Source organism: Marinimicrobium sp., assembly GCF_002695945.1.
GTDB lineage: Bacteria > Pseudomonadota > Gammaproteobacteria > Pseudomonadales > Cellvibrionaceae > Marinimicrobium > Marinimicrobium koreense.
In genome coordinates, this window is the sequence record NZ_NZQP01000048.1 from 22,776 (window position 1) to 40,422 (window position 17,647).

At 60.9% G+C, this 17,647-nt stretch carries 15 protein-coding genes; 6 read left to right on the forward strand and 9 right to left on the reverse strand.

The window, feature by feature from the left end; translation table 11 throughout:
* Positions 1-49 precede the first annotated feature (49 nt).
* The 6 genes from rdgC to rpsU form a co-directional block, all read right to left on the reverse strand.
* On the reverse strand, positions 50-967 hold the full coding sequence (gene rdgC, locus CMG77_RS10905; protein ID WP_286804865.1) for a recombination-associated protein RdgC: 918 nt from the start codon (positions 965-967) through the stop codon (positions 50-52).
* Between the two features lie 89 nt (positions 968-1,056).
* Positions 1,057-2,145: an AI-2E family transporter gene (locus tag CMG77_RS10910; RefSeq protein ID WP_286804864.1), complete on the reverse strand. Its 1,089-nt coding sequence runs from the start codon at positions 2,143-2,145 to the stop codon at positions 1,057-1,059.
* Positions 2,146-2,549: 404 nt separating this feature from the next.
* Entirely contained in the window at positions 2,550-4,427 is a 1,878-nt protein-coding gene (gene rpoD / locus CMG77_RS10915; RefSeq protein ID WP_286904470.1) for an RNA polymerase sigma factor RpoD, read from the reverse strand.
* Positions 4,428-4,523: 96 nt separating this feature from the next.
* The gene (dnaG, locus tag CMG77_RS10920) at positions 4,524-6,512 is read right to left on the reverse strand and encodes a DNA primase (protein ID WP_286804861.1); all 1,989 of its coding nucleotides are present in this window, start codon (positions 6,510-6,512) and stop codon (positions 4,524-4,526) included.
* Between the two features lie 148 nt (positions 6,513-6,660).
* The gene (locus CMG77_RS10925; protein ID WP_123638069.1) at positions 6,661-7,113 is read right to left on the reverse strand and encodes a GatB/YqeY domain-containing protein; all 453 of its coding nucleotides are present in this window, start codon (positions 7,111-7,113) and stop codon (positions 6,661-6,663) included.
* An 89-nt stretch (positions 7,114-7,202) separates the two neighbouring features.
* A complete protein-coding gene (rpsU, locus tag CMG77_RS10930) occupies positions 7,203-7,418 on the reverse strand; it encodes a 30S ribosomal protein S21 (protein WP_024460997.1) in 216 nt (71 codons plus the stop codon).
* Between the two features lie 191 nt (positions 7,419-7,609).
* Between rpsU and tsaD the strand changes: the two genes are divergently transcribed.
* The 4 genes from tsaD to CMG77_RS10950 all read left to right on the forward strand — a co-directional run bounded on the left by tsaD (position 7,610) and on the right by CMG77_RS10950 (position 11,008).
* On the forward strand, positions 7,610-8,644 hold the full coding sequence (gene tsaD, locus CMG77_RS10935; protein ID WP_286805306.1) for a tRNA (adenosine(37)-N6)-threonylcarbamoyltransferase complex transferase subunit TsaD: 1,035 nt from the start codon (positions 7,610-7,612) through the stop codon (positions 8,642-8,644).
* 12 nt (positions 8,645-8,656) lie between these two features.
* Positions 8,657-9,016 (forward strand): dihydroneopterin aldolase, encoded by a 360-nt coding sequence (gene folB, locus CMG77_RS10940; protein WP_024460995.1) that lies wholly within the window; start codon positions 8,657-8,659, stop codon positions 9,014-9,016.
* On the forward strand, positions 9,013-9,531 hold the full coding sequence (gene folK, locus CMG77_RS10945) for a 2-amino-4-hydroxy-6-hydroxymethyldihydropteridine diphosphokinase (RefSeq protein ID WP_123638067.1): 519 nt from the start codon (positions 9,013-9,015) through the stop codon (positions 9,529-9,531). The genes folB and folK overlap by 4 nt, the downstream gene beginning before the upstream one ends.
* 67 nt (positions 9,532-9,598) lie before the next feature.
* On the forward strand, positions 9,599-11,008 hold the full coding sequence (locus tag CMG77_RS10950; protein ID WP_286805310.1) for an MFS transporter: 1,410 nt from the start codon (positions 9,599-9,601) through the stop codon (positions 11,006-11,008).
* A 32-nt stretch (positions 11,009-11,040) separates the two neighbouring features.
* On the opposite strand, the gene CMG77_RS10955 is transcribed toward CMG77_RS10950, so the two are convergent.
* Positions 11,041-11,472, reverse strand: coding sequence for an Hsp20/alpha crystallin family protein (locus tag CMG77_RS10955; protein WP_286805312.1), 432 nt, complete (start codon positions 11,470-11,472; stop codon positions 11,041-11,043).
* 115 nt (positions 11,473-11,587) lie between these two features.
* Positions 11,588-12,331, reverse strand: a complete 744-nt coding sequence (locus CMG77_RS10960; RefSeq protein ID WP_286805313.1) for a pteridine reductase — start codon at positions 12,329-12,331, stop codon at positions 11,588-11,590.
* Positions 12,332-12,428: 97 nt separating this feature from the next.
* Between CMG77_RS10960 and CMG77_RS10965 the strand changes: the two genes are divergently transcribed.
* The gene (locus tag CMG77_RS10965; RefSeq protein WP_286904473.1) at positions 12,429-14,990 is read left to right on the forward strand and encodes a PQQ-dependent sugar dehydrogenase; all 2,562 of its coding nucleotides are present in this window, start codon (positions 12,429-12,431) and stop codon (positions 14,988-14,990) included.
* 111 nt (positions 14,991-15,101) lie between these two features.
* On the opposite strand, the gene CMG77_RS10970 is transcribed toward CMG77_RS10965, so the two are convergent.
* Complete coding sequence (locus CMG77_RS10970) at positions 15,102-16,331, reverse strand: multifunctional CCA addition/repair protein (RefSeq protein ID WP_286805318.1); 1,230 nt, start codon at positions 16,329-16,331, stop codon at positions 15,102-15,104.
* A gap of 371 nt (positions 16,332-16,702) precedes the next feature.
* On the opposite strand from CMG77_RS10970, the gene CMG77_RS10975 reads away from it, so the two are divergent.
* Positions 16,703-17,611 (forward strand): DMT family transporter, encoded by a 909-nt coding sequence (locus CMG77_RS10975; protein WP_265365636.1) that lies wholly within the window; start codon positions 16,703-16,705, stop codon positions 17,609-17,611.
* The last annotated feature ends 36 nt before the right edge of the window (positions 17,612-17,647 follow it).

Consider the following 17,647-nt stretch of genomic DNA (forward strand, 5'->3'; position numbering starts at 1 on the left):
GCCATAACCTAACCCCGAAGCGCGCATCCGCCGTAACCCAACCCCAAACTTACACCACCGACTCCGGCTCCACCGCCCCACCAAACGCCTCAACCAACGCCTTAACCAAGGCGGTCAATTCAATACTCATCACCGCAAAATCCGCATCAAACGCTTCCGCAGCGGTTTCCGGGTTGCGGTCGCTGGCCTGCTCGAGCAGCTTATCCTCAAACTTCAACCGCTTGACCGCGAACTGGTCGTCCAACACAAAATGGATTGCCTCTTTCCAGGTCAGCGCCAACTTGCTGGCGAACATCCCGGCCTCCAGATGGCTGGCCACCTCCGGCGCGCTCAGGTCCACGTTCTTGCAACGCACCACCCGGCTGTCTTTGCCCGCCTGGAATTCGCACTCTTCACCCAACACAAAGTCGGCGGGCAGGTCTTCGCCACGCAGCCAGTGGGTCATCAACTGGGCTGGTGCCTGCTGCGGGGTCAGGGGAATGGCTTTGAGGCTACCCAGGGCTTCACGCAACTGGCTGAGCAGCTCTTCGGCGCGGTTGCTGGAGGAGCAGTTGACCAGGATCAGACGCTCCTGGGGGGCGATGAAGGCGTAGTCCCGGGCGGACTTGCTGAACGCCTTGGGGAGCAGGTCGAAGATGATTTCGTCTTTCAGGGTCTGGCGCTCTTTGCGGCCCACCGGGCGGCCTTCCTCGGCGCGGATGTCCGCAAGCTTTTCTTCCAGATGCTCGTTGATCACCGCTGCAGGCAGGATTTTTTCCTGCCGCTTCAGGCATACCATCAGGTAGCCGTTGCTGGCGTGCACGTAGTCCTGGGCGTCTGGGCCGGCGGGCGGTACCCAGCCGAAACGGCTCATATCCTGGCTTCCGCAAGGCTTGAAAGGCGCTTGGCTGAGCTTGTCCGAGAGCGCTTCGGCGCTGTCATTCAGGGGTTCGGTCAGTTGAAACTGGCGTAGATTTTTAAACCACATAATCGATCCGGTCTGGCAGGCGTGAAGGGCGCACCTTTCGAGGCGTGCGCCCGGTCAGAAAGCGGGGGAGTGTACCACAGCGAGTCGGCTTAGCTCTGGTGCTCGAGCGAGTCCCGGTCGGCGCCGGTCAGGGTGTTCTCGGAGTTGAATTCGCGCACGAAAATACCCCAGAAGGCCACAAACAGGGCCGCTACCAGGGGCCCCATGACGAAACCGTTGATCCCGAACAGGGCGATACCCCCGAGGGTGGAGAGCAGCACGACGTAGTCGGGCAGCTTGGTGTCCCGGCCAACCAGAATGGGGCGCAGAATATTGTCCACCAGGCCGATCACCCCCGCACCGAAGGCCACCAGGATAATGCCCTGGGTGTAGTCGCCGGTGGCGAGCAGGTAGATGGCGACCGGCGCCCAGATGATGGCGGCACCGACGGCGGGAATCAGGGAGGCAAAGGCCATGACCACGCCCCAGAGCATGGGGGCGGGAATGTCCAACAGCCAGAAGATGATGCCCCCGAGGCCCCCCTGAACCGCTGCCACCACGATATTGCCTTTCACCGTGGCCCGGGTCACTTCCGCGAACTTGCGAAACAGCAGCCGTTCGCGTTCATCGCCAATCGGCAGCGCCTTGATCAGCAGCTCGAGCAGCCGCGAGCCGTCGCGCAGCATGAAGAAGGTGAGATACACCATCAGGCAGATATTGAGCACGAAGCGGAAGGCATTCTGTCCGATATCGAGGGTGTGTTGCGCGAGGAACTTGCCCGTGGCCATGGCCGCGTCGGTCGCGTGGCTCTGCAGTTCATCAATACTGATGTTGAAGCGGTCGAGCACGGACTGGATGACCGGGAAGCTTTCCTGGACCCGGTCGATGTATTGTTCGAGATCGATGTCACCTTTATCCAGCTTCTGGTAGATGCCGACGCCCTCGGCGACCACGGAGGTGATGATGAAGATCACCGGCAGGATGACGATGACCAGGCAGAGCAGCAGGGTGGTGAGGGCGGCGATGTTTTCGCGTTGGTTGAATTTGTTCAGCAGCCGCTGTTGTACGGGATAGAAGATGATGGCGACGGCACAGGCCCAGAAGATGGGGCCAAAGAAGGGCTTGAGCACCCACAGAAAACCCACCGAGACCAGCAGCAATAGCCAGATAAACGCTCGTGTTTCCATTTTGCTGTTCATTTGTCCATTCCTTCCAATCAGTTTTTTCGCTGCATGACGTCCGGGCCGCTTCGGGGTGTACTGTTTCCAGACACGCCGTGAACCCATCCCTGGGGGCTCGCATCGCGGGTCCCCCGCTCCACGGTCTGGAAACAGTACACCCCAAATCGGCCCTCAGAGGCTCTTCTCGCGCCCGGGTGGAATGATACATCACGAAATGGTTTTTTGCTGAGAGGTGGTCGGTGAAGTACGGAAGTAGGAGGATGGCACGGAGCCCGAGGGGTGGGTGTCTTATTCCGAAACCCTCTCTTCATGGAGGAAGCGGTCCGGCGTTCCGGGAGGGAGCTACAGGGATGTATTCATCGCGTTTTCGGAATAAGACACCCACTCCTTGGGCGGTCTTTCCAAGTAATCACAAACCAAATTTATTCGTCCAGGAAACTGCGCAGGTGGTCCGAGCGGGACGGGTGGCGGAGCTTGCGCAGGGCCTTGGCTTCGATCTGACGGATCCGCTCGCGGGTCACGTCAAACTGCTTGCCTACCTCTTCCAGCGTATGGTCGGTGTTCATATCGATACCGAAACGCATCCGCAACACCTTCGCTTCCCGGGCGGTCAGACCGGCCAACACCTCGCGGGTCGCCTCGGTCAGGCCTTCCGTGGTGGCGGAATCCACCGGCGAGACAATGGTGTTGTCCTCGATAAAGTCACCCAGGTGCGAGTCTTCATCATCACCGATGGGCGTCTCCATGGAGATCGGCTCCTTGGCGATCTTGAGCACCTTGCGGACCTTGTCTTCCGGCATCTCCATGCGCTCACCCAGCTCTTCCGGGGTGGGTTCGCGGCCCATTTCCTGCAGCATCTGGCGGGACACACGGTTGAGCTTGTTGATGGTCTCAATCATGTGCACCGGAATACGGATGGTGCGCGCCTGGTCGGCGATGGAGCGGGTGATGGCCTGCCGGATCCACCAGGTGGCGTAGGTGGAGAACTTGTAACCGCGGCGGTACTCGAACTTGTCCACGGCTTTCATCAGGCCGATGTTGCCCTCCTGGATCAGGTCCAGGAACTGCAGGCCGCGGTTGGTGTACTTCTTGGCAATGGAGATCACCAGGCGCAGGTTGGCCTCGACCATTTCCTTCTTGGCACGGCGGGCGCGGGCCTCACCGATGGACATACGCCGGTTGATCTCCTTGATCTGGGCCAGGGTCAGGCCCGCTTCTTCTTCCAGTTGCGCCAGCTTGCGCTGGGCGCGGGCGATGTCGCCTTCCACGGACTTGAGCGCGTCGGAGTAGTCACGCTTTTTCTTGATGATGCCCGGGATCCAGTCTTCATTGGTCTCGTTGCCCGGGAATTCCTTCATGAAGGTTTTCCGGGGCATGCGGGACTGGCGGACGCACATTCTCATGATGGCGCGCTCTTCGCGGCGAACGCGATCCAGTACGGTGCGGGCTTCGCTGTAAATCGGGTCGAACTGGCGCGGCGGCAGCTTGAAGAACTTGAACAGCTCGCCCAGCTCGGCCAATTCTTTCTGGGCCTGCTTGCTGTCGCGGCCGTGCTTGCTGACGGTCTTCTCGGCCTTGGTCAGTTGCTTGGCCAGGGCGTCGAAGCGCTGACGGGCTTCTTCGGGATCGACGCCGGAGGTGGTTTCTTCCTCGTCGTTCTGATCGTTGTTGTCGTCATCGTCATCATCGTTCTTGTCCTTGGCCTTCTCCTTTTTTTCAGCGGCAGCGGCGGCGGCCTGCTGACTGGAGGTGGCGGTGACGGACGGGATATCGTCGGACGGGTCCAGCCAGCCGATGATGACATCCGGCAGGCGACGCTCTTCCGCTTCAACCAGTTTGAATTCGTCGAGAACGCGCTGTGCCGCGCCGGGCCAGTAGGCCAGGGAGTACATCAGCTCGCGCACCCCCTCTTCGATGCGCTTGGCGATGGCAATCTCACCTTCGCGGGTGAGCAGCTCCACGGTACCCATTTCGCGCATGTACATGCGCACCGGGTCGGTGGTGCGGCCAGCTTCGGTTTCCACTGCGGCGAGTGCGGCGGCGGCTTCAGCGGCGGCAATTTCGTCCGCCGAGGCATCGCCGTCGGTCATCAACAGGGTGTCGGCATCCGGTGCGATCTCGTAGACACGGATGCCCATGTCGTTGATCATCTGGATGATGTCTTCCACCTGATCCGGATCGGAAATATCCTCCGGAAGATGGTCGTTCACCTCGGCATAGGTGAGATAGCCCTGCTCTTTGCCGCGGGCGATCAGCTCTTTGATGCGAGATTGTTGCTGCTGTTGAGCGGTGTCTGCCATTCGGAACCCTGTCGAACCTGAGGTGTGGAAGAAAAGCGCGGGATTATATCGCATATGTTGGGCTTGATTCCATAAAATCAACGCCCGCGCCCGGTTTTAGTGTGGAGTTTTGTGCGCCAGAGCCGCTTTTACCAGCGCTTCGCGCTCTTCGCGGCTTAATCCAGCAAAATCGCTGCTTTTTTGGCGCAGTTGGCTGAGTGCTTCGGTTTTTTGCCGTTCCGCCAATTGGCGCTGAATACCCTTCAGGCAATCGCAGAACGCCACCCGGGTGTCGTAGTCGGCCCGGGAGGGCTTGATGGCCCGATTGGCGCCGTGGGCGCCGGCGGCCACCAGCAGATCCTGACCGGCAATGGCCGCCAGTTGTTCCGCTTCCTTCGCGCCGTACACGCCGCGCCAGTGGCCGATAATGTGAGGTAGCTGATAATGCGGCCGCTCGCGTAATAACTTTAGCAGTTGGCCCAGGGACCGCAACTCCGGTTCGCTGTGTTCGAGCCAGAATTCCGGGGGTTCTTCGGCGGCCAGGGCCGGGTTGGCCAGCAGCAGACCAATGGCCTTGCGCGCCGGCGGCATCAGGTAGCGCTTGCCGGACAGGCTCGGCGGCGCCGGTGGGGCGGCCGCCGGCTCCGGCGCTGCATTGTCGAAGTACTCCTCCCCTGTGGGGCCCGGCTCCTGAGCGTAGGCCGGGGGCTCCTCGTAATCCGGGGGTGGCGGCCGGTCGTCCGCCGGCGCTATATCGACGGGCGCGGCCGGGGCGCGGGTTGGCTCGGCCTCGATCACCACCGGCTCGTGCACCAGCTCCATCAGGGTGTCCCGGTTCAGGCCGGTCCGCTGCGCGAGGCGGTCGAACATCAGTTCCCGGAAGACGCCCCGGGGCAGTTGGTGGAGCAGGGGAGCGGCGCGCTTGCTGAGCAGCGCCCGGCCCTCAAGGCTGCGCGGATTAAGGTCGGCGCTGAGCGCATCGAACAGGTAATCTTCCAGCGGGACCGCCATGTCCACCATGTTGCTGAATTTTTCAGCGCCGATCTGGCGCACCAGGGTGTCCGGGTCCTCGCCTTCGGGCAGGAACAGGAATTTCACCTGTCGGCCGTCTTCCATCACCGGCAGGGCGGCGGCCAGGGCGCGCTCGGCGGCGCTGCGCCCGGCCTTGTCGCCGTCAAAGCAGAACACCACTTCCCGGGTGTGTTTGAATGCCAGTGCCAGGTGGTCCTCGCCGCAGGCGGTACCCAGGGTGGCGACACCGTAGCGGATGCCGAACTGGGCCAGGGCCACCACGTCCATATAGCCTTCCACCACCAACAGACGGGGCAGCTCGCGGTAGGCCTGGCGGGCCTCGTACAGGCCATACAGCTCCCGTCCCTTGTGGAACACCGGGGTTTCCGGGGAGTTCAGGTACTTGGGTTTGTCATCGCCCAGCACCCGGCCGCCAAAGCCGATCACCCGCCCGCGCAGGTCCCGGATGGGAAACATGATGCGGTGGCGGAAGCGGTCGTAGCGTTTGTTCTGGTCCGGCTGGTGGATCAGCATGCCGCCCTCGGTCAGCAGGTGGCGTTCCTGTTCGCCGATGCCGAGGGTTTTCAGCAGGTTGTCCCAGCCCGGTGGGGCGTAACCAATACCGTAGTCCCGGGCAATATGCCCGTCCAGGCCCCGGCGCTTGAGGTAGTCCACCGCTTCCATCCGCTTGGGGTGCTGGCGCAGCTGCAGCCGGTAGTAGCGGTCGGCCTGCTCCAGCAGGCTGTAGATGCTCTTGCGCTCCTGGGCCCTCTCTTTCTGGGCCGGGCTCTGCTCCTCGCGGGGCACTTCCAGGCCGCAGTGATGGGCGAGCTGCTCGACGGCTTCGGGAAAGCCGAGCCGCTCGTAGTCCATGAGAAATCCCACGGCGTTGCCGCTGGCGCCGCAGCCGAAGCAGTAGTAGAACTGCTTGTCCTGGCTGACCGTGAACGAGGGGGTTTTTTCGTCGTGGAAGGGGCAGCAGGCGCTGAAGTTCTTGCCGGTTTTCTTGAGTTTGACGCGATGGTCCACGATCTCCACCAGGTCAACCCGGTCGAGGAGCTCGTCAATAAAGCTTTGTGGAATCAGTCCGGCCATAGCGCCTTATTGTAGCGGGGAATTGAGGTGGGGGAGCGGGATTTTGGGTTGGGTGACGGGGGGTGCGCTTGGTAACGGCGGATGCGCGCTTTGCGCTTATCCGCCCTACGCGACCTACTGTGCCATCCGTTGTGACAAAACGTGACGCTTAACCCAACCGCGCCTTCAACCGCTTACTCACATCCGCCATATCGGCCCGCCCCTGCACCTGGGGCTTGAGGATGCCCATGACCTTGCCCATATCCTTCATGCCCTCGGCGCCGGACTGGGCGATGGCGTCGGCCACCAGCTGATCCAGCTCGGCATCGGACAGAGGCTGGGGCAGAAACTCCTGAATCACATCAATTTCCAGGCGCTCCTGATCGGCCAGTTCGGCGCGACCGGCATCCCGGTATTGCTGTTCGGAGTCCCGGCGCTGCTTGACCATCTTGTCCAGAATGGCCAGCACACGGGCGTCGTCGAGTTCGATGCGCTCATCGACCTCGATGCGTTTGAATTCCGCGGTCACCAGACGCAAAACCGCCACGCGGGCCTTTTCTCTGGCCCGCATGGCGGTTTTCAGGGCGTCGTTGATGCGCGTTTGCAATTCTGAACGGGGCATCAGCGTATTCCTGTTTGTCTTGTCTTCAGCGCTTGGCTTGTGCCATTCAGCGCGGGCCCGGCGCGAAGCGCCCAGGCCGGGTTCCGGCCTTAGTACAGGCGCTGGAACTTGCGGTTTTCGCGCTGAACTTTTTTGGCGTGACGCTTAACAGCGGCAGCGGCCTTGCGCTTACGGACAGCTGTGGGCTTCTCGTAGGCTTCGCGGCTGCGAACTTCGGCCAGAATGCCGGCCTTTTCACAGGAGCGCTTGAAGCGACGCAGTGCAACGTCAAACGGCTCGTTGTCTTTGATCTTTACTGAAGGCATGCTGTTACCTTTACTCAATTAATTCACCCCGAAAGCGATCAAAAAGTGGCTTCGGGATCCGAGGGGCGTGGATTCTAACCAGTTATGGACAGCACTGCAACTGGTTCTTACCGCTTCAGGTCTATATGATACGCGCTCGTTTTTCCCGTTGGTCCTCGATTGGCCCCACTGTACGAGTTAGAAGGCTCTCTATGCGCGTTTTGGGTATTGAAACCTCCTGTGACGAAACCGGCCTGGCGCTGTATGACAGCGAGCGGGGCCTGCTCAGCCACGCCCTGTTCAGTCAGATTGCGGTGCACGCGGAATACGGTGGCGTGGTGCCCGAGCTGGCCTCCCGGGATCATGTGCGCAAACTGCTGCCGCTGGTGCGGCAGGTGATGGCCGAAGCCGACACCTCGCCCGAGCAGATCGATGCGGTGGCCTATACCGCGGGCCCGGGGCTGATTGGCGCGCTGATGGTGGGCGCCTCGGTGGGGCGTTCGCTGGCCTATGGGTGGGGGATTCCCGCACTGGGTATTCATCATATGGAGGGCCACCTGTTGGCCCCGATGCTGGAAGATAACCCGCCCGAGTTTCCTTTTATCGCCCTGCTGGTGTCCGGAGGGCACACTCAGCTCGTACAAGTCCGTGGCATTGGCGAATACCGCCTGCTGGGGGAGTCGCTCGACGACGCCGCCGGGGAGGCATTCGACAAGGCCGCCAAAATGCTGGATCTGGACTACCCGGGTGGGCCCCATATCGCCAAACTGGCCGAGCGGGGCCGGGCAGGGCGGTTTACCTTTCCCCGGCCCATGGTCGACAGACCGGGCCTGGACTTCAGTTTCAGTGGACTGAAAACCTATACGCTCAACACGGTGGCGGAGCATGCCCAGGCCGACGGGTTGCCGGACGAGAAGACCTGTGCCGATATTGCTCATGCCTTTCAGGAGGCGGTGGTCGGTACCCTGGTGATCAAGTGTCGGCGCGCTCTGGAGCAGACCGGCCAGAAAACGCTGGTGATCGCCGGTGGGGTCTCGGCCAACACGCGTCTGCGCGAGGAGCTCGAGGCCGCGCTGGCGAAGATCGGCGCCCGGGTGTTCTATGCCCGCAACGAGTTCTGCACCGACAACGGGGCCATGATTGCCTACGCCGGCTGCCAGCGCCTGCTGGCCGGGCAGACCGAGCCGCTGGCGGTGAACGTGCGCGCCCGCTGGCCACTGGACAGCCTGCCGCCGCTGAGCGCTTAACGAGGAAGTGGAATGGACATTGTTTACATCAGAGATCTGCAGGTGGATACCATCATCGGTATCTATGATTGGGAGCGTCAGGTGCGCCAGACCATCAGTCTGGACCTGGAAATGGCGGCGGACATCCGCCGGGCGGCGCAAACCGACGACATCCAGTATGCTCTGAATTACAAGGCGGTTTCCAAGCGCCTGATCGCCCACCTGGAAAACCGGGATGCACAGCTGGTCGAGGCGCTGGCCGAAGAGGTGGCCACCATTGTGCGGGAAGAGTTCAACGTGCCCTGGGTCCGCCTGCGACTCAGCAAACCCGGCGCCCTGCGCGGTGCCCGGGATGTGGGCCTGATTATCGAGCGAGGGGAAAAACCGGCATGACCGAGGTGTACCTCAGTCTGGGCAGTAATATTGATCGCTATCGACACATCTCCGCCGCGCTGGATGCGCTGGCGGAGTGTTTCGGCGAATTGACCATTTCGTCCGTATTCGAAAGCGAAGCGGTGGGCTTTGATGGCAGTAACTTCCTCAATCTGGTGGTTGGGGTGGGAACCGATCAGCCCATCGCCGAGCTGTCCGATCGGCTGAAAAAGATCGAAGACGACAACGGTCGCTGTCGTTCCGGCCCCAAATTCAGTTCCCGAACGCTGGATATCGACATTCTCACCTACGGTGACTTCGTGGGGGAGGAGGCCGGGGTTCAATTGCCCCGGGACGAGCTGACCAAGAATGCCTTTGTGCTCTGGCCCATGGCGGAAATCGCCCCGAACCATCTACACCCGAGCAAGGGGGAGACCTACGCCCGGCTGTGGGCCGATTACGATAAGCAGCGCCAGAACCTCTGGCCGGTGGATTTCACCTGGCAGGGGCGGACGGTATCGCGCGCTGCGTCCTGACCTGATTTTGATCCCTGCCCGCCCCCTGTGACACGGGGCAGGGCGTGCCCTCTATGTGGAGTTGCCTGTGAACGAGCCGCAACGCGCCGCGCCAGTGTCGCCCTGGTGGGTGTTAATCGCTGTGTGCCTGGGGGCCTTTGTCGCGCCTCTGGGAATGGCTTCGGTGAATGTCGCCCTGCCCACTATGGCCAGGGAGTTGAACGCCAGTGCGGTGCTGGTCAGTTGGGTGCCCACCATTGTCCTGATCGCCAACATCATCTTCATGCTTCCGGCGGGCAAGCTGGCCGACCAGGTGGGCCGCAAACGGGTCTTTCTCTGGGGCATTGCGCTCAACAGTAGCGCCAGTGCTCTGGCATTCTTCGTCAACTCCATTGAAATGGTACTGGTGCTGCGCTTCTTTCAGGGGATGGGGGCGGCGATGATGTTCGCCACCAGCATGGCCCTGCTGATTTCGGTCTTTCCGCCGGAAAAGCGCGGGTTACCCCTGGGGCTCAATGCCGCCTGTGTGTACTTCGGCCTGACCCTGGCGCCGGCCTTGGGCGGTTGGGTGACCGATGCCTTCGGCTGGCGGTTTGTCTTCCTGCTGCCCTTGCCGATTGTGGTGTTGGTGGTGTCACTGATTGCCTGGCGGGTGTCCGGAGACTGGTTCGGCGAGCGCGAAAACCGGTTTGATTGGGGCGGGGCCCTGACTTTTGCGCTCTGGGCCATTGCCCTGGTGATCGGCCTGACCGGGCTGCCCGGGTTGTGGCAGAGCGCGGTACTGGCCTTTTCTTTCGTTTTACTGGTGGTGTTCATTCGCCGCCAGGCTCGCCGGGAGCAGCCGCTGATTCGCGTACAGATGTTCCGCGAGTCCCGCTTGTTCTCCTTCTCCCTGATGACGGCGCTGTTCATGTACGCCAGCAGTTATCCGCTCGGGTTTCTGCTCAGCCTGTACCTGCAATATGTGCGGGGTTACAGCGCGGCGGATGCCGGTCATGTCCTGCTGGTGCAGGCGCTCACCATGGCCTGTGTGGCGCCGTTGGCGGGGCGCCTGTCGGACTATCTGCCGGCCCGCTGGCTGGCCAGTGCGGGCTGTTTCTGTACCCTCTGTGGTTACGGGTTGCTGAGTACGCTGGGCGTCGCCACGGCACCGGGCTTTATTGTCCTGGCGCTGTTTCTGGTGGGGCTGGGCTTCGGCTGTTTCTCCAGTCCGAATAACCATGTGGTGATGCAGTCGGCGCATTCCAGTGAAGTGGGCGTCGCGGCGGCAACGCTCAATCTCGCCCGTGTGGTGGGTAACCTGGTGGGTATGAGTCTGGTGAATCTGTTCGTTTACTGGAACCTGGGTAACCAGCCGCTGAACGAAACCCTGTCCGAGCCGCTGCTGCGCACCTTCAGTCAGGCGATGCTGTTGGCTCTGGCGTTTCTCACCTGTGCGACACTCATTTCGCTGTTGCGCGGGGCGTCCGGGGCAGAACAGAAAAAGCCGGACGATTAGGCCCGGCTTTCAAGTGGGTCAGCATTCGGTCATCAGTGAATTTCAATGCGATGACTGACCGGCGTCTTCTGCTCCACTTTGGGCACGTTCAATTTCAACACTCCGTTGTTGAACTCCGCCTTGATATCCTTTTCCTTGACGTCCGTTCCCAGGTTGAAGCTTCGAGTGTACTTGCCATAGCGTCTCTCCTGACGAATGACGCGTCCATCCTTTTCTTCCTTGTTTTCAAACCGGGACTCGGCGCTGATGGTCAGCATGCCGTTGTCCAGGGTCACGTCAATATCTTTCTTGTCCACGCCGGGTAACTCGGCGGTCAATTCGTAATGATCCTTTTTCTCGGTGATATCCACTCTGGGCGAAAACGCATCCGCGTTCATCGAAGCAGAGCTTCTTGATAGCGGTGCCCAGAAATTGTCGAACAGGCTGTCAATATCAAATACTGAACTACGTGGTATCAGGTTCATAAGAACACCTCCTTTGAACATCCAGAGCTTGTCTCTGTTTGCGTTACTTATATTGGTCCTTTTTTGTCGATTTTCAATTGATCCAGCGCAACAAAAGTGAGTTAAACCGCTTGTTTTAACTCACCGAACGACCACCGTCCACGGCGATAATCTGTCCGGTTATATAGGGCGCTTTGGTTAAAAGAAAAAGAATGGTGTCAGCAATATCCTGAGGGTCTCCGGGTCGGTTCAACGGGACCCGATCGAGGATGGTCGCTTTGCCGTCATCGTCCAGCTCCGCCTCCTGTTCCGGCCATAAAATGGCGCCGGGGGCGATGCCGTTGACGCGCACCTTGGGCGCCAATTCCCGCGCCAGCGATTTGGTCAGCATGACGTTGCCCGCTTTAGCGGCACAATAAATGGGGTGGTTTTTCAGTGGGCGCTCGGCATGGATGTCGGCCATGGTGATAATGGCACCCTCTGTTTCTTTCAGCGCGTCCGCCAAAGCCTGGGCAAGAAAGAAGGGGGCTTTAAGGTTGCTGCTCATCAGGTCGTTCCACTGTTCTTCACTCGCCTCTTCCACCGGAGTCGGGTAAAAGCTGGACGCGTTATTGATCAGTGCGTCCATGCGGCCCCACTGTTTCAAGGCGTTCTCGGCCAGTTGTTGAACGTCTTTCAGTTGACTCAAATCCGCTTGCAGCGCCACGGCGCTGTCGGGACGAAGCGCGTTGAGCTCATGGCTGAGTGCCTCGGCGTCCTGCTGCGAGCCGCGGTAGTGGATGACGACCCGGTAGCCGGAGGCGTGCAGGGTTTTTGCGGTGACCGCGCCGATGCGACGGGCCGCGCCGGTCAGTAGGGCAACGGGAGCGTCAGTAGTCATAAAATCCTCTTGAATCTGTGAATAAACTGTCCGACGTAGTACGCTGGTGGTCTATTAAACGATGAATAAGCCAATAATAACCGTCCGGAGTGCATTCATGGTACCGCTTCACCGTCGCCTTCACACTGGGGTGAGTGTCGCGCTGGCACTGCTGCTGGCCGCCTGTGGTGGCGGACAGAGCGATGACGACGCCCGAGCGCCCTCGGGACCGCCTGGCCTGAGCGAGCGGCCGGAGAATCAGACCTGTCTGGCTACCCGTTTCACTCAGGATTCGACGGTGGCGCTCAAGCCGCTGGTGCCTGAAGGTACCTTCACCGCGCCGGTCGGGGCGGTCAGCCACCCGAGTCTTGAGCAGGTACTTTATGTACTGGAGCAGCGGGGTACCATCTGGCGCCTGGACCTGTCCGAGGCAAACCCCACGCCGGCGCTGTTTGTGGACCTGAGGGACTACACCGATGTGCAGTTTGAGCCCACTCACTGTTTTGAGTGCGGTCTGTTCAGTATGGCGTTCCACCCGGATTTCGAGCAGAACGGCTTTGTCTATGTGTCTTTGACCGAGGGTGGAGAGGCATTCGAAGTTGCGCCCGAATCCTATGTCGCCCGGTTTCGCTCTGACGATGAAGGGATGAGTCTGGTGCAATCCGGGCCTGGCGAGTTGGAGCGTACCGATATTTACCATGTCCAGCAGACCACCGAAATTCATAACAACGGTCGTCTGGCGTTTGGCCCGGACAACTATCTTTACGTCAGCTTTGGTGACGGTGGGCCGGGTGGCGATCCCAACCGCAATGCCCAGGATCCCACCAACCCCTTTGGTACTCTGTTGCGGCTCACCGACGAGGGGGCACCGGCACCGGGCAATCAGGTAGAGGGCGGTCTGCCCGAAGTGTTTGCCTATGGCCTGCGCAACCCCTGGCAGTGGAGTTTTGACCGGGAGACCGGCGAACTCTGGGCCGGTGATGTCGGCCAGGGCCGGACCGAAGAGATCAACCGGATTGTCAACGGGGCCAATTATGGTTGGCCCTGCCTGGAAGGCGCCGACGTCATGCAGTCCTGTTCCGATACCAGTGGCTTTGAGGCGCCGGTGTTTTCCTACCAGCGGGGGGATGGCCGGTCGGTAACCGGAGGTTATGTCTATCGCGGTGAGCAGCTCGACAACTTATACGGGGTCTATCTGTTCAGCGATTTTGCCTCGGGTCTGCTCTGGGGCCTGTTCACTACCCCCGAGGGGGATCTTGAACGCCGCCAACTGCTCGATACCGGCGGCTCGGTGGTGTCCTTTGGGGAGGAACTCGATGGCGAGTTGCTACTGGTGGACTACGAGGGCGGCCAGGTGTCCCGGTTGGTGGCCGAGGCGCAGGACTCCCGGCAGGAGCCGATTCCCGAGTGGCTGTCGGAAACCGGCTGTATGAATCCCGATAACCCGGCTGAGCCGGGCGACGGGCTGATCCCTTATGACGTCCGCGAGCCCTTCTGGTCCGATGGGGCGGATAAAGCCCGCTATCTCGCGCTGCCTGACGATGCCACCATCGACGTGGATGAGACGGGTGATTTTGATCTGCCGGTGGGGTCGGTATTGGTCAAGCAGTTCTATCGGCACGACGAGCTGATCGAAACGAGGCTGATGCTCAACCAGCCCGCGACCGGGTGGGTCGGGCACAGTTACCGCTGGACCAGCACGGGCACCGATGCGCGCCGGGTAATCGAGGCGGAGGACGTCGAGATCCAGGACCAGTTATGGCACTACCCGAGCAGCGCCGAGTGTTCCCAGTGTCACACCAGCGCGGCGGGAGACAGTCTCGGGCTGGAAGTTCGTCAGCTCAATACCGACTTCGACTACGCCGGCACCACGGCCAATCAACTGGATACCCTGGCGGCCATCGGGGTGTTGACCGAGCCGTTGACTCGACAGCAGAGGGCAAACCCCCTGGTGAACAGCCGGGATGAGTCGCACCCACTCGATTTGCGCGTCCGCGCCTACTTGCACAGCAACTGCGCCAACTGCCACCGCCCCGGGGGGACCAGTCAGGCCAGTATGGATCTGCGCTTCGATACGCTGCCCGAGGCCATGAACCTGTGTAATGTGGGGCCAATGCAGAGCGATCTGGGCATTGAGGACGCCCGCCTGCTGGCGCCGGGCGAGCCGGAGCGCTCGCTATTGTGGCGGCGCATGGCGTCCAATGATGGCAACCGTATGCCGCCTCTGGGCAGTCATGTGCTGGATGACCATGGGATCGGGTTGATTGAAGACTGGATCGCGCAGATGGACGAGTGCACGGGCTTTTTCGCACCCGTGGGTGAAGCGTTGATTCTGCGCAATGTCGGCATTGATCAACCCTTGGGCGAGGACGGTACGCAAGATCCTTTGGCCGCGTCCTGGCAATTGGAGCCCGAGGGCCCGAGCTACTACCGGATTCGCTTGGCGGGGACGGATCAATACCTCCACGCCGAACAGGTACAGCCGATGGTCGGGACCATTGAACCGGGTTGGCTGAGCGCCCAGTGGTTTCCCGAGCGCGAGGGCGACTCAGTTCGCTGGCGCAACCGCTGGCGCGATGATCAGTACCTGGCCGTGGACCCGCAGACTGGCGAGCTGCAATTGAGAGATGCCGCCAACCTGGATGACAACACTCTATGGCAAGTCCGACAGCACCCGTAGGGTGGATCGGTCCGACGCCTCGGAGGCCGCAGCCGCGTAGGTCAGATTAGCGGCGTAGGTCGGATTAGCGCAACGCGCGTAATCCGACAACACCATCCGACACCCCCCCAGTCAGGACGCGCGGCTCGCCTTGAACTCCGAAAGCCGCGCCAACCGCTCCCGATCCAGCGCCTCACCAAAGGCTTTCCCGGTGTGGCCCTGGGCCGCAATCTCACGGTTGTCGATCGCCTGGCAGGCTTTCAGGGCACCGCGCAGATAATCGGCCTGGGCGTAATCCCGATCTTCAAAACCGGTACGCCCCCGGGCGTCGGCCTCACAGCAGAGCAGGAATTGCTCGAACTGTTCCGGTTTACGAAAGGCATCCGCCGCCCTGAGCAGCTTCAGTATCGTGGCCGGTTTCAATTCCAGCGCCCGATGACCGTGGGTGTGATACTCCGCCGCCAATCGGGCCAGGCGGCGGTAATCCTTGGGTGCGGTGATACGTTCGCACAGGGCATCCACAAGAGGCAGGCTGCGTTGCTCGTGACCGATGTGTCGGGGCCACTCTTCCTTCGGCGTCACGCCCTTGCCGAGATCGTGAATCAGAGCGGCAAAACGGACCCGTGTGTCTCCGGTCAGTTTTGCCGCCTGCTCCAGCACCATCAGGCAGTGCACGCCGGTATCCACCTCCGGATGATGCTCCGGACGCTGGGGGACACCGAACAGGGCATCCACTTCCGGCAGTACCCGGGCGAGCGCGCCGCAGTCGCGCAGGCACTGAATAAAGACCTGCGGGTCCCGCTCCCCCAGAGCCCGTTCCATTTCTTTCCAGACCCGCTCGGGCACCAGGTGATCCACCTCGCCACTGGCGACCATGTCGCGCATCAGCGCCAGGGTGTCCTCCGCAACGGTAAAACCCAGATGGTGATAGCGCGCCGCAAATCGGGCAACGCGTAAAATGCGGACCGGATCTTCGCTGAACGCCGGAGAGACATGCCGGAGCAGACGTGCCTCCAGATCCCGGGCGCCGCCGTAGGGGTCCACCAATTCGCCGCGCTCGTTCTCCGCCATGGCATTGATGGTCAGGTCCCGCCGGGCCAGGTCCTGCTCCAGAGTGACATCGGGGGCGGTGTGAAACTGAAAACCGGTATAGCCGGGTGCGGTTTTTCGCTCGGTGCGCGCCAGGGCGTACTCCTCTCCCGTCTGCGGATGGAGAAACACCGGGAAATCCTTGCCCACGGGCGTAAAGCCCTGAGCCTGCAGGTCCTCCGGGCGCGCGCCCACCACGACCCAGTCTTTTTCCGAGTAGGGGTAACCGAGCCGCTTGTCGCGCACTGCGCCGCCCACCAGATAAATATCCATAGAGATTTCACTGCAAAAAGGAGATAAACGACAAAATAATACGGTGCATCATGTTCTCACAAAAAAATCGGCTTTGCTCGTTGTGCTTTGCGTGAGCATCGCTTAATGTATCGGTTCGTTATGTGTTTCCCGCAGGTTTGCCTGTTTTATCCGAGGTCTGTGATTCAATGAACGTTTTCCGTATGCCGGTGGTGATTCTGGTGGCGCGCGCCCTGCGTTGGGCGGTGCGTATGCACCCTATGGCGCGGTGGAAAACGAGGCAACCCTGACAAGACAGCCTGTTCCGTTTTCAAAAAGCCGCAGCAACCACTGCGGCTTTTTTTGTTTTGGGGCCGCATGGAATTGCTGCCTCAACAAAAGGAGTGTGACTCGTGCAGGTGTATCTGGCCTATGGCCTGGTGGTATTGATTTGGTCGACCACGCCGCTGGCGATCCAGTGGAGCAATGACAGCGTGTCGTTTCTTGCCGCGGTGCTGATGCGAATGGGGCTGGCCGCTGCGCTGGCGGTGGTGTTGTTGGCGTTGCTGCGTCGTCGGTTGTTTGCCCAGCCTGGGGTGTGGAAGGCCTACCTGGCCGCGTCATTTGGCATATTTCCCAATATGCTGGTGATCTACTGGTCGGCGCAGTTTATTCCCTCGGGGCTGATCGCCGTGATTTTTGCGCTCTCCCCTTTTGTGACCGGCGCGTTGAGCTGCGTCATCTTGCGCGAAAATCCGTTTAACCGCCGCCGAGTGATCGCCCTGCTGGTGGCCGTAGCAGGCTTGTGCATTATTTTCTGGGATCAGCTTCAGATTGATGCCCGTTCGGCGTTCGGCATCGGCGGGATTTTACTCTCTTGCGGGTTGTTCAGTCTGAGCAGTGTCAGCCTCAAGCGCCTGGATCAGGGAGCGGGTCCCCTCGAGCAGACCGCCGGGGCCTTGATATTTGCGGTGCCGGGGCTCTTTCTCTGCTGGTGGTTGTTCGACGGACAATGGTCGGTGACGTTATCGGAGCGAAGCCTGATTGGGCTGCTTTACCTCTCGACGCTGGGCTCACTTCTGGGGTTTACCTTGTTTTATTTCGTTTTGCAGCGAATGACGCCCAGCGCGGTTTCGTTGATTACACTGATGACACCTGTGTTGGCCCTGTTGCTGGGCACTTTGTTTGCCGGCGAGCGGATATCCGTTTCACTGGTGGCCGGGGCCGCGCTGGTGTTGGTGGCACTGCTGGGTTATCTGGACCTGGGGATCGAGCGATTGTGGGGCAATCGGCGCCAAAGCTCATCGGCAGGGCGTCTGTAACTTCATGGTGCGCCATAGGGCGACAGGCTGCGCCAA